Annotated in this window: 11 protein-coding genes and 1 tRNA gene; 5 read left to right on the top strand and 7 right to left on the bottom strand. The window is 41.4% G+C overall.

Annotated features, from left to right (window positions below; genetic code table 11):
• Positions 1-37: 37 nt before the first annotated feature.
• The 5 genes from tpiA to rpoN form a co-directional block, all read right to left on the bottom strand.
• Complete coding sequence (gene tpiA / locus FFM74_RS07690; RefSeq protein ID WP_137626046.1) at positions 38-796, bottom strand: triose-phosphate isomerase; 759 nt, start codon at positions 794-796, stop codon at positions 38-40.
• A 26-nt stretch (positions 797-822) separates the two neighbouring features.
• The gene (locus FFM74_RS07695) at positions 823-2,025 is read right to left on the bottom strand and encodes a phosphoglycerate kinase (RefSeq protein ID WP_137606235.1); all 1,203 of its coding nucleotides are present in this window, start codon (positions 2,023-2,025) and stop codon (positions 823-825) included.
• Positions 2,026-2,139: 114 nt separating this feature from the next.
• Positions 2,140-3,162: a type I glyceraldehyde-3-phosphate dehydrogenase gene (gene gap / locus FFM74_RS07700; RefSeq protein WP_137626047.1), complete on the bottom strand. Its 1,023-nt coding sequence runs from the start codon at positions 3,160-3,162 to the stop codon at positions 2,140-2,142.
• 56 nt (positions 3,163-3,218) lie between these two features.
• The gene (locus FFM74_RS07705) at positions 3,219-4,247 is read right to left on the bottom strand and encodes a sugar-binding transcriptional regulator (RefSeq protein WP_137626048.1); all 1,029 of its coding nucleotides are present in this window, start codon (positions 4,245-4,247) and stop codon (positions 3,219-3,221) included.
• A gap of 216 nt (positions 4,248-4,463) precedes the next feature.
• Complete coding sequence (rpoN, locus tag FFM74_RS07710; RefSeq protein WP_137626049.1) at positions 4,464-5,804, bottom strand: RNA polymerase factor sigma-54; 1,341 nt, start codon at positions 5,802-5,804, stop codon at positions 4,464-4,466.
• 83 nt (positions 5,805-5,887) lie between these two features.
• Between rpoN and FFM74_RS07715 the strand changes: the two genes are divergently transcribed.
• The 3 genes from FFM74_RS07715 (at position 5,888) to FFM74_RS07725 (ending at position 7,488) form a co-directional block, all read left to right on the top strand.
• Positions 5,888-5,959: transfer RNA gene (locus FFM74_RS07715), tRNA-Arg, on the top strand.
• A 324-nt stretch (positions 5,960-6,283) separates the two neighbouring features.
• Positions 6,284-6,874 (top strand): ATP-dependent Clp endopeptidase proteolytic subunit ClpP, encoded by a 591-nt coding sequence (gene clpP, locus FFM74_RS07720; protein ID WP_137606239.1) that lies wholly within the window; start codon positions 6,284-6,286, stop codon positions 6,872-6,874.
• A gap of 122 nt (positions 6,875-6,996) precedes the next feature.
• Positions 6,997-7,488 (top strand): hypothetical protein, encoded by a 492-nt coding sequence (locus tag FFM74_RS07725; RefSeq protein WP_137626050.1) that lies wholly within the window; start codon positions 6,997-6,999, stop codon positions 7,486-7,488.
• A 131-nt stretch (positions 7,489-7,619) separates the two neighbouring features.
• Here FFM74_RS07725 and FFM74_RS07730 read toward each other — a convergent pair whose 3' ends face one another.
• Complete coding sequence (locus FFM74_RS07730; protein WP_137626051.1) at positions 7,620-9,272, bottom strand: peptide ABC transporter substrate-binding protein; 1,653 nt, start codon at positions 9,270-9,272, stop codon at positions 7,620-7,622.
• A 409-nt stretch (positions 9,273-9,681) separates the two neighbouring features.
• On the opposite strand from FFM74_RS07730, the gene FFM74_RS07735 reads away from it, so the two are divergent.
• Positions 9,682-10,353 carry an MmcQ/YjbR family DNA-binding protein gene (locus FFM74_RS07735; protein WP_171000681.1) on the top strand — a complete coding sequence of 224 codons (672 nt, stop codon included), beginning with the start codon at positions 9,682-9,684 and terminating at the stop codon, positions 10,351-10,353.
• 81 nt (positions 10,354-10,434) lie between these two features.
• On the opposite strand, the gene FFM74_RS07740 is transcribed toward FFM74_RS07735, so the two are convergent.
• Positions 10,435-11,004 (bottom strand): TetR/AcrR family transcriptional regulator, encoded by a 570-nt coding sequence (locus FFM74_RS07740; RefSeq protein ID WP_137626053.1) that lies wholly within the window; start codon positions 11,002-11,004, stop codon positions 10,435-10,437.
• A gap of 163 nt (positions 11,005-11,167) precedes the next feature.
• Between FFM74_RS07740 and FFM74_RS07745 the strand changes: the two genes are divergently transcribed.
• Positions 11,168-12,904, top strand: a complete 1,737-nt coding sequence (locus tag FFM74_RS07745; RefSeq protein WP_137626054.1) for an MFS transporter — start codon at positions 11,168-11,170, stop codon at positions 12,902-12,904.
• Positions 12,905-13,254 lie beyond the last annotated feature (350 nt).

Here is a 13,254-nt window from a genome sequence, read left to right on the forward strand (position 1 = left end):
CTATTATAGAAAGTTGTGACTGAACTTGCAATAATAATTAGTTATTTTGGTAGTTAACTAATTCCAAGAATGAGTCAGGTTGCATTGAAGCACCACCGACTAATCCACCATCGATGTCAGCTTTGCTCATTAAATCAACAACGTTAGCAGGTTTTACACTACCACCGTATTGAATACGAACTTTGTCAGCAACAGTTTGTGAATAGAGATCAGCAACCGTCTTACGAACAACGGCACAGATTTCTTCAGCTTGGTCACTAGTAGCAGTCTTACCAGTACCGATGGCCCAGATTGGTTCATAAGCAAGAACTAATGAACTAACTTGGTCAGCAGATAAGCCCTTCAAAGCAGCTTTGATTTGGCCTGAAACCCATGATTCGGCTTCGCCGGCTTCACGTTGTGCTAAAGTTTCGCCACAGCAAATGATTGGTAACATGTTGTTTTTGAAAATGGCATGAGCTTTCTTGTTAATATCTTCATCAGTTTCGTGGAAATAGCCACGACGTTCTGAATGACCGATAACAACATAGTCAACGCCTAAATCAGCTAAAGCGGCTGGTGAAATTTCACCAGTAAAGGCCCCAGCATCTTCAAAGTAAGCATTTTCAGCAGCAATCTTCAAATCAGAACCTTTAGCAGCTTCAATCATTTCTTGTAAGAAAAGGGCTGGAGCAGCAACGACTGATTCAACTTTGTTAGGATCTGGTAATTGATCCTTAACTGCATTAACGAAAGCTAAAGCTTCGCTAGCAGTTTTGTTCATTTTCCAGTTACCGGCAATAATAGGTGTACGCACGATAGACCTTCCTTTCGGAGAACAGATTATTTATCAGAAATAGCAGCGATACCAGGTAAAGTCTTACCTTCAAGGTATTCAAGTGAAGCGCCACCACCAGTTGAGATATGGGTTAACTTGTCGCCAACACCAAGTTGCTTAACTGCGGCAGTTGAGTCACCACCACCAACGATGGTCGTTGCGTCAGATAAAGTTCCTAAGAACTTACCAACTTCAAGCGTACCCTTGGCATAGTTGCTCATTTCGAAGACACCCATTGGTCCGTTCCATACAACGGTCTTAGCGTCGCGTAAAACGTCTTTGAATTCTTCAATCGACTTAGGACCGATATCCAAAGCCATGTAACCATCAGGAATAGACCCATCAACAATCTTGCTAGGAACATCGTTGTCAAACTTTTCAGCAACAACAGAGTCACTAGGTAAGACTAACTTGTCGCCAGCCTTTTCGATGATTGATTTTGCTAAATCGATCTTGTCTTTTTCAACAAGTGAGTTACCAATACCCATGCCTTTAGCAGCATAGAAAGTATAAGTCATCCCACCGCCGATGATGATCTTGTCAGCTTTGTCGATCAAGTGATCGATCACACCGATCTTGTCAGAAACCTTAGCACCACCCAAAATAGCAACGAATGGGTGCTTTGGATTATCAACAGCATTACCTAAGAACTTGATTTCCTTTTCCATTAAGAAACCAGCGGCAACCTTGTCCATGTTTGAGGCAATCCCAACGTTTGAAGCATGTTGACGATGCGCAGTCCCAAAGGCGTCGTTGACATAAACATCGCCAAGTGAGGCCCAGTACTTGCCCAATTCAGGATCATTACCTGATTCGCGCTTAACTTGTTCACCGTTAACAACATCTTCGAAACGTGTGTTTTCAACAACTAAGACATCACCGTCGTTCATGTTGTTGATAGCAGTTTCAAGTTGTTCGCCTTCAGTAACAGGAACGAAGGTTACAGGCTTGTTTAATAAGTTTGAAAGACGTTCAGCAACTGGACGTAAGCTCAAACCTTTTTTATCGTCTTCACTCTTAATCCGACCTAAGTGAGAGAACAAGATTGCTTTACCATCATGTTCGCTAACATATTTGATCGTTGGTAAGGCAGCAACGATACGATTATCGTCACCAATCTTGCCGTCTTTAATAGGAACATTAAAGTCGACACGAATTAAAACTTTTTTATCTTTAACATCTAAATCTGAAACAATTAATTTAGCCAATGTTAAAATCCTCCTAGAATTCGTGACTCGTATAAAAAAACGGCAGAGAGAGTTTGCCTCCCCCCGCCGTTTTAAACCGTATGCGGTTTTAAAGTTCTAACAAACTAATTTATATTAGAGAGTAGCGAACTTCAATAAAGTACGTACCATTTGGCAAGTGAAGCCGTATTCGTTATCGTACCAAGCAACAGTCTTAACCAATTGGTTTTCGCCATCTGAAGTAACTTCAGTTTGGGTAGGATCGAAGATTGAGCCGAAAGTCGTACCGATAACGTCAGATGAAACGATTTCGTCTGCGTTGTAACCGAATGATTCGTTACCTTCAGTATGCTTCTTGATAGCAGCATTAACTTCGTCAGCAGTAACTTTCTTGTCTAAGATAGCAACTAATTCAGTTAATGAACCGTCAACAACACCAACACGTTGTGCATGGCCTTGTAACTTGCCTTGTAATTCAGGGATTACTAAGCCAAGCGCTTTAGCAGCACCAGTTGAATGAGGAATAGTGTTTACACCTGCAGCACGTGCAGCACGGAAGTTACCGCCACGTACAGGGCCGTCTAATAACATTTGAGTTGAAGTGTAAGCATGGATAGTCGTCATAGTACCAACCTTGATACCGAATTCTTTGTTTTCAAAGAATGCAAGTGGTGCAAGGCAGTTAGTAGTACATGAACCAGCAGAAACGATACGGTCATCTGAAGTTAAGATGTCATCGTTAACGTTGTAAACGATAGTCTTCAAGTCTGAACCAGCTGGTGCAGAAATTAAGACACGTTTTGCGCCGGCGTCCAAATGAGCTTGTGACTTTTCTTTTGATGTGTAGAAACCAGTACATTCGAGAACGAAGTCAACACCATCGTTCTTAACCCAAGGAATATTTTGTGCTTTAGGTTCAGCATAAACACGGTAAGTCTTACCGTTAACAACGATTGAATCGTCGGTTGCTGAAACGTCAGCGTCCAAAGTACCATGAGTTGAGTCATACTTCAAAAGATGAGCCAACAATGCAGGTGAAGTTAAATCGTTAATAGCAACAACTTCGATATCACTTGATTTTGCACCAAGTTCTAAGATACGACGGAATGCTAAACGACCGATACGTCCGAAACCATTAATACCAATTTTTACAGACATACTAGAATTTCCTCCTTGTGGAAATAAAAATATTTTTTATTTTAAAAAGTAGAAAACTACTTTTTTAAAATCAGATTAGCGGCACCTTCGTCCGTGATTAAACACGTCCGACTTGGTGCGATTTTCATATACGCCTCAATTGCGGTAGCCTTAGAAGCACCACCCGCAACTGCGAGTATAATCTCCATATTAGCCAGTTCTCCGATTTGCAACCCAATTCGTGGAATTCGATAAACGACGTTGCCATCTTTATCGAAGAAATAACCGAAAGCCTCGCCAACAGCTTCACGCTGTCGCAAAACTTTGATTTGATCCTCAGACATGTTACGACGATGTGCCATTGAAACAGCATCACCGACACTGTGAATCACCACGTTAGCTTGTCGAATAATCCCCAATACCTCTTGGATACTTGGTTCCTTGAGGAGCGGTTCATAAGTTCGTTCACTGACCTGTTCTGGCACGAACAACGAGCGGAATTTACCACCAGTGTGTTCGGCCATTTGTGACGCGATCGTATTGGCTTGAATCGCAACGGATTCGCCAACACCACCTCGCGCCGGAACAAATAGCAAGTCACGTTTACTAGCAAGTTTGTTAGTAAGGTTATTTGCCACATGTTCCATGGTATGCCCACCCATTACAGCAATGATGCTCTCACCCTCAGGCAATAAGCGCTGTAAGAGTTGGTTCACTTCTTCACCCATGGACCCGATAACTTTCAACTGTCGGTCAGAATCACCAGAAACAATGATACAACGTTTGATATTGAAACGTTGCGCCAATTGTCGTTCTTTCTGACGAATTCCCATTAACTCATCCATGAATTGACTCAACCCGAGTAAAACATCTTTCCCTTGTTGTGTCACTTGCATGCCTGACTTGTTAGCGCTAATCAAGTCCAACTTCCGTAACGTATCTGTCTCGGTACGTAACGTCCGTTCGCTAACATCCAGCGTTTGAGCTAATAACCGACGTCCAACTGGGGCCATCCAATTAATGGTTCGCAATACTAAGTAACGACGACTTAGCATTTCAACCATGTCTGGGGCAATTGCCTCAATCCATTGAATATCTGAATGCATGGCATTCAACCTGCTCTCTAGTGGGACGGATTCAGTCCAGCTATGTCGAATAACGACCCAAAGACTTCAAAAAACAAAGCACACAACCATAATTTACTACGAAATCGACGTTGCATACCTCTCTTACCACAACATGAATTATAACAGGTTCATGGGGTCGTTGCAAATCAGAACAACGTCCCCCTTATAACCGACTGCTTAAAGTTATCTCAATTGTTACTGTTCGGGTTTTAAATATTGTTTTCGCTTAGAAGAAGACGGAATGTTAAGATTTTCACGGTATTTAGCCACCGTCCGCCGAGAAAGTTCGACATTTTCGGACTTAAGAATCTGAACTATTTTTTGGTCTGAAAGCGGTTTTTCTTTATTTTCGCGATCAATCAGTGCCACAATTCGATGTTGCACCGTATCAGTGGAGATTAATTTGCCTGATTCGGTGGGACGTTTACTGACCGCCTTGGTAAAGAAGCGTTTTAATTCAAACATCCCAAAGTCAGTTTGAATATACTTCCCGTTGATACTTCGACTAATCGTTGATTCATGGACTTTCAACTGTTGTGCCACATCTCTAAGCAGTAATGGCTGTAATTCAGTTGATTTTTCCAAAAAGAAATCAGCTTGTCGCTCAATAATTACGGTGCCAACCCGGAAAATAGTTGCTTCGCGTTGTTGCAAACTGCTAGCAATCCAATCATATTCCGATTTCTTTTCTTTAAGATACTCGGTGACCTCTTGATCATCGTGACGACTCATTTGTTGATAATAATTGCCTTTAAATTTCACAACCGGTTGTGCCATTGAGGCCGTCTTTAGCGCAAGTTGCCCAGCGACAGTCGTCACAACCAAGTCTGGAAAAATATAGCCCGTCGTTTCTTGACCAATCGCCGCACCCGGTGTGGGACTCAGCGTGCGGACATAGTCATAGACACTTGAAATATCCGCCAAACCGACTTGATATTGTTTTGCCAACATTGCCCATTGCCGATTGACGAAAGCGTTGAAGTTTTCTTCTAATATAATGTAGGCTAAATTTGGCGCACTCTCATCATTCTCAGTTTGTAACATTAAAGCTTGTTGTAAACTACGTGCACCGACACCAGGTGGATCAAGTTGTTGTAACAAAGTGATCGCATCCAATAATTCAACCGGTGTGGCGTTAGTCTCCGCCATAATCTGTTGATCGTCCACCTTCAAATACCCATTCACATCGACAAAGGCAATCAGTGCCAAGACGATTTTGCGAAGTTTAGTATCGCGCATCGTTAAATGAATCTGATCTAATAAATATTCAAACAATGAATGTTGATTCGTCGTTGAGACGCGTTCAATAAAGTCTTCATGCGTGGCGACATTTTTGGCCGCGCTTAAACTGGCATGATTGGCATTCCAATTTGTATCGACATCAATCAGTGGATTTTCGAGGGCTTTTTGGGTCAAAAAGTCCCGTAGTTCCTCGACATTAAATTGCAACATCTGAATCGACTGTTGTAATCGTTGTGTCATGGCTAGTTTTTGACTCTGGCGTTGTTGCTGACGAAAGCCTTGTCCTAATGCCATCGCTCATTCCTCCCAAAAAACATTTTTATTAATAACCCTTGTGTTTTTAGCCTTAATCCGCTAAACTATAATATGTTGTTTAGGCGCTCGTAGTGTAATGGATCGCACGTAAGATTCCGGTTCTTGAAATGGGGGTTCGATTCCCTCCGGGCGCATCAGTTGCTGAGATTGTTCTCAGCTTTTTTTATACCGTTTTTCGTTTGTTCTTCACAAATGTACCGCTTTCATCATACCATATTCTGGCGATAGACCGACAACGTGACTGACCGATTTATTAATCAATTTTGACAAAAAAAGAGATTGGGATCTCCCAATCTCAAGCCGTATATGATAGAAGCCTAAGTATACCATGAAACAACCGAAAACGGAATTTTGTTTTTGAGGTTTTTCTTTTGACCTTTACTGACCTTAGCGGTAAACTACATTTATATTAGCAAGCAGCTAATTAATCTATTGAAACCTTAGGAGGCTAACAAGTTATGTATCCAGTGCCTACAGTTATCGAACAGTCATCACGTGGTGAACGTGCTTATGACATTTATTCTCGACTTTTAAAGGACCGTATCATCATGTTATCTGGTCCCATTGAAGACAATATGGCCAATGCAATCATTGCCCAATTACTCTTCTTGGATGCCCAAGATTCTGATAAAGACATCTACCTTTATATCAACTCACCAGGTGGGGTCGTTACCGCTGGTTTAGCCATCTATGACACGATGAACTTCATCAAATCTGATGTTCAAACAATTGTCATGGGAATGGCAGCCTCAATGGCCAGTGTTTTGGCATCATCCGGGACTAAGGGCAAGCGGTTTGCTTTACCTAACTCAGAAATCTTGATTCACCAACCATCTGGCGGTGCTCAAGGTCAACAAACTGAAATCGAAATTGTTGCCGAAGAAATTTTGAAGACTCGTAAGAAGATCAACCAAATTTTGGCAGACAACGCCGGTCAATCAGTTGAAAAGTTGAACCACGATACTGAGCGTGATAACTACTTAACTGCACAAGAAGCTAAGGATTATGGTTTGATCGATGATATCATGGAAAACAACAGTTTGAAATAATGTCTTGAATTGAGCTGACTTTGGTCGGCTCTTTTTTTGCTCAAAACGATCGCCACTAAGCGCTCACCTGAAACTCATGACGACTAATGGCATATAAAACTAATGACTCACGAGGCCTTTAAATGTTTACTCAAATCTGGACGTCACCTTTAGTGTTAGGCATTGCATTGGCATATGCCGTCTTTGAAGCTGGTCAATTGATTATCCGACAGCCGTATACCTTGAAACAGTCTAATTTGACTTGGACTCAGCGCGTCAGTCTGTTTAAACGCTACTATCACGCTGCCAAAATGCCAACATCTTTGAGACGTACCGCCACTGCCATGATTTTTGTCTTTGGTTACACTATCCTGACCCCCTGGCTCAGTGACCTCGGACTACCACTCATCACACTGAGTTTAACCGGCTTAATTTGGCTACTTTGGATCTGGCTAATGTGGTCACAAGGCCATCAACAAATGCACCATCGTCGTGACTACTGGCAACGTCAACAAGCGACATCGCCATTTGAGCTAATTGACGCTGAAGCGGCTCACAGCCGGCAATTGACTTACAATCGGTTAATCATGGCAATCGCCATTGCCGCAATTGATTATGTCTATTTAGCACAATAACAGTATTTATAACTATTTTTGGTCTTTCAGGCTCATCTTTAAACAATAATCAGCTGCAAGCGTTGTGCTCAGCAAAAAAACAGCGTCGTGAAACCAAATTGGTTTCACGACGCCGTTTTTAACTTCAACACTTATTTTGCAATATAGGTGTATTTGTAACTCCATTGCGTACCAGCGGTATTATGAATGATTCCTTTAACCTTTGGATTGACTAAGAACGAGTAGACCGTTTGATAGACCGGCGCAATTGCTTGGTCTTTCATCAACACTTGTTCCGCTTCAATCATATCCTGCCAACGCGCATCCGCATTGTTGGCATCCTGATTAGACGCTTTATCAACCAAGGCATCGTATTGCGTGCTACTGTACTTACCAAAGTTATAGCCGCTATCCTTCTTGAAAATCTGTAAATAGGAAATCGGATCATTGAAGTCCGCGCCCCACATCCCGAGATAGATATCAAAGTCACCAGATTCGCGACGTTGACTCATGACGGAAGCGGGAATATTGGACAAATCAACGGTTAATCCGCTAAGTTCCTTTTCTAACTGCCCTTTGTAATATTGAGAAACCGGTTTGTTCGGTTCTTCATTCGATGAGACCATCCGTAACGTTAACTTCTTAATGCCAGTCTCTTTCAACCCTTTAGCCCACAATTTTTTAGCCAAAGTTGGATTATAAGTTACCGTATTTTTCAAGTAAGCCTGGTCGGCAAAATCTTTACCAGTCTTAGGATCACTTGCCAAGTCTTTGGCAACTACCCCTTTGGCAGTACTTGAATCATCGCCAATCACCTTTGTCACTAACTGTTTCCGGTTAATTGCCAAGGAGATTGCTTGCCGAATGTCCTTATTATTTAATGCTTTCTTCACCGTGCTGTCGGAAGCATTAAAATTGTAAGACAAGAATTGCGTAATCGAGTACGGATAAGTTTTGTAATCCGCATTATGCTTCAAATTCTTGACTTGTTCACTAGAAAGCTGTGTTAAATCTAACTTTTTATCTTGGAACAAATTGAGTGTCGTTGTTGTGCTTTCATTAACGGTGTAATTGATTTTAGTTAAATGAACGGCTTGCTTATCCCAATACTGATCGTTCTTAACAAATTGCCAGCTATTGTTCGTGCCAGTCCAACCGACTAACTTGAAGGGCCCACTATAGAGCATGTATTGCGCCTTGGTTGCGTACTTGCTCCCCCACTTATTAACGGCAGCTTCACTCACTGGTCCAAATAATGGATAAGTCATCAACTTCTTGAAATACTTGATTGGCGTAGAAAGGGTGACGATAAATGTCCGCTTGCCTTCCGCCTTGACCCCTAATGTTTTCGGATCTTTTTTACCAGCAACAATTTCATCCGCATTTTTGACGCCCGAGAACAAGTACGCATACTGTGACTTCGTTTTTGGGGTCACTGCTCGTTGCCATGAATAGACAAAATCTTGAGCAGTGATCGCGGAACCATCGCTCCATTTAGCATTACGAATCGTAAATTTATACGTTAGACCGTCTTTCGAAACAGTTGTCTTGCTGGCCAGACCAGGTGTAATACTGCCATTTTTGCCTAACCGATACAAACTTTCAAAAATATTTCCCGTCGTCCCAAAACCGGAAGATTTAGAAATATCAATCGAATCTAGCGTACTTGGATAAGATAAATTCAATTCCTGCTTGGCCGCATATTTTCCATGACCACTCGTTGCGGAGCTCTGCTTGCCACAAGCTGCCAACACCGTCACTAATAATAAACTAAAAATAACTGCTAACACTGATCGCTTTTTCAAACCTTTTCGCCCCTTTAATTTCATTTTTTGACTAACTTACCCCGATCGGAAACAAAAAAACGCCTGCCTAGAATCTCGTCAGATTCCAAGCAGGCGTTTCAAAAATAACGATTTTGAGCTCGTTCTCGTTAGATTTGATGCACTAGAGACGCTTGTAATTCAACGCAAATAGCCATGTTGTTAGGTTCACAACATGGACAGCACATCATCATTTGCATTTTAGTTGAATTAAGTTGCATGTAAACGTCTCTCCGATTTCATAAGATGGTTTCAGTATAGAGATTGCCACTTACTTTTGTCAAGTAAATATTTTAGACACAATTAAATTTATCTCGTCAAAGTTGATTGAAAATTGCCCCTCATAACGACTAAACTAGACCTAAAGCGTTATTTTAGGAGGAATGAAAATTTGGATAATATTGCCGAATTGATTTTTAAAAATCAGCGTGCTCAGGCTGAAAAATTATTAAAAGCTGGCTTTCAAAAACGAGGGCAACAGTTTGTTCAGCAGCAACCATTATTGGCAGCAGCCTTCACGCTGACAGTGACTGTCACCCTTCCCAATACTGTGATCACGGAACTAATTGACAATGAGACACAACAACCTTATACCTTACATCTGACCGCCAGTAATACGGGAAACTTTGTCGCCCAAGTTCGTCAGGCTTATACCGAAGCACTGCAAGCCATCGCGACACACTGTTTTGAAACCGATGTTTTTCAAACTGATCAGGCGCACCTCTTGATTCAGACGATTCGGAAAAACTACGGTGATGAACTCGAATTTCTTTGGAAAAAGTTTCCTGACAATGCCATCTGGCGTCGCTCTGACACGAAAAAATGGTATGCGCTCTTAATGAAAATCTCAAAACGAAAGCTCGGCTTAGATTCCGACGAAATTGTCACCATTACGGACTTTCGCTTAACGGATAAGCAACGGGAACAGCTTATCGACAATCAGACTTATTTTCCTGGCTACCACATGAACAAACAACACTGGTTCACGATTATTTTGGATGGCAGTGTTGCCGATCAAGACTTGTTGCAATATTTACAAACAAGCTATGAACTCGCACATTAACGTCGCGCGATAACTGAAAAAATATCGACAGATGATAAAATGTTACAGGCGTCCAACTGGATTCTTGTAACATTTTTTAGGTTAATCAACGCTATCGCGAAGTGATCTATTCTTCAAAGTCAATAACAGATTATTGGCCATTTCTTCTGGTGGCGCTGGCTGTTCTTGTGCCAGCCAACCGTTGATCACTCCCCAGTAGCCGCCAAGCATAAATGTCATCAAAAGTTCAACTTGATCAACACTACGCGCATGATGCCATGGTGCTTCAAATTTTTGGTAGAGTTTAGGTGCCTTCGTAATCGCCTTTGGTAGTTGGCGCATGAAAAGATTCTGCTGAATTAATAGTCGTAATTGCAATCGACGATCCCACATAAAACGGAAAAAAAGCACCACAATTTCGTCAAATGTCACTGTCTCTGGATTAAGTCCTTGCAACTTTTTAGCGTAGTCTGCTAAAAATTGTTGGCCTAAGTAATCCAAAATTGCTGCCTTGTCTTCAAAAAAACGATAAAATGTACGCCGCGAAAGCTGTGCCCGGTCCGCAATCGCTTTAACTGTGAGTGCCTCATAGCTTTGTTCACTCAATAGTTCAAAAAATGCGTCAATAATCCAAGTTCGTGATTGTTGCGCAATCTTAGCATGTCCTTCCATATTTTCCCCCCCTGTCACAGATTAAACGATATGTAGCACTTATCGAAAAGCACTCGACTTTCTTTCAATGCTTAGTATACTAAGCATTGAAAGAAATGTCACAGCTGTGACAATCATGATTTGCGCAAACCATCAACTTTCAATTTCACTTGGGGGCATTGTAATGAACAAACTAAAGACTGTTTTACCTGTCTTATTAATTGGTAACTTACTCTGTATGATGGATGTTTCAATTATGACGATTGTTTTGCCCAAAATTCAAAACGCTTTTAATGTGAATTTGACTGACCTATCTTGGGCACTAAATATCTATACGATTTTATTTGCAACACTGATTATTCCATTAGGCCGACTCGCAGTGCGATTTGGACGTAATCGAATGGTGTTTCTAGGCTTAATTGTTTTTGGTTTGGGGTCACTATTAACCGGTAATGCCACCAATTTGGCTTGGATGCTGGTTGGTCGGGCAATTCAAAGTATCGGTGCAGCCAGTATTATTCCAACTAGTATGGTCATTGGGTTGGAATTAAGCACTCCAGCGAGTCGCAACAAAGTTGTTGCAGTGCTGGCTGGTGTCCAAGGACTAGCGGTTGCACTTGGTCCAAGTCTCGGTGGCTTTGTTGCGCAATACTTTGGTTGGCGTTGGGTTTTCTTAATGAATGTGCCATTGGTCATTTTGGATATTATTATCTTTATGCTAGTTTTACCACTCAAACATGAGGCCACACAGTCAATTAAAACTGACATGCTCGGGGCTGGCTTAATTATGACAACGCTATTCTGTCTCTCATTAGCTTTGATCAAGGGCTACACTTGGGGCTGGAACTCATTACCAATTTTGGCTTTAGCGATTGGCACAGTCGTCGCTTTTGCTGGCTTTATTAGTCGTGAACGCCATACGGCAACCCCGATGATTGATCTTTCACTATTTAAAAGTCGTAACTTTGATGGCTCAGGTTTAGCATTAGTCTTATGCAACTTCTTCTTGGGAGCCTTTGCAGCTTTGATGCCTACCTTATTAACTAAAGTACATGGTGAAGATGAGTTGAGTGCCGCACTCAACATAACCCCTTATTCCATCGCAGTCATGTTATCAGTGATTTTTGCCTCACTTTTAGTCAAGCGCGTCAATAACAAACTATTAGTGGGTGGCGGTTTTACCCTAATTGCGGGAAGTTATTGGTTAATCACACAACTACCAGTAAATAACCAGTATACAAACTTATATCTTGGTGAAATTTGCTTGGGTGTGGGCTATGGCCTAGTCGCCGCAACAGCGAACATTCTAGTCGTTGCCGACTTTCACGGTATTAAACTAACTGATTCACAAAGTGTTGCAAATGTTTTACGCCAAGTCGGAATGATCCTAGCTATCGCTGTCTTTATGTCGTTACTAAGTAATAATATTCAAACTGCTAAAAATCAGACTTTAACCTTTAGCCATCAAACAGTCAATCGTTTGGCTGTGACTAAAGCCGTTAAAAAACAAGCTAACCAAAAGCTTACTCGAAAATTCAAACAAACAACTACTAGTAACAGTCAGGTTAACCAACACATTGCCTTTAAGGGCGTCACAGTTTCAAATAATCAGCGGCAACAAGTGATTCGGAAAAATACGCAGACTACCTTAGTCAAAGTGGCAATGCGGCATCAAATTCCTATCTCCGCAATTCCTGCGACGCAGCAACGACAAATTCAGACAACTGTGGCTAACACTGTTAATCACACGATTGATCAACAGGTACAATCGACTAATCAACAACTACGGACTGGTATTAGTCGCATCCAGCAACGATTAACTGCCAACTTAAATCAAGCGTTTTTAAAAACCTTGCAACTTATTGTCCCCTTATCCTTAATGTCTGTCTTAGTTATTGGAATCTTCAAATTCCGCCAATAACCTTGAATACGATAGCTTAAGGCTTCATCCCCTAAATATCATACGATTACAAGAATCGACAATAAAACAGTGTTCCAGTCAGCCATATTCGCTAACTAGGACACCGTTTTATTTGGCTCTATAATATCTGTTGTTGGTAATCAAGACCAATCTTGATTACTGGCAACGGATTTTTTATGTGCTTTTTATACCGTATAGTATAAATAAATATGTATGGTAAACTAATAATTGCGTAAAAAAATAGACATAGTCACTAGGCTTTGTCTATCCACAACCACATTTCAAGAAGAAAGAAAGCGACTATATCCATGGATAATGATACTAGAACTTTACTCGGAATAGAAGACCAA

The sequence above is a fragment of the Lactiplantibacillus pingfangensis genome (assembly GCF_005404945.1).
GTDB lineage: Bacteria > Bacillota > Bacilli > Lactobacillales > Lactobacillaceae > Lactiplantibacillus > Lactiplantibacillus pingfangensis.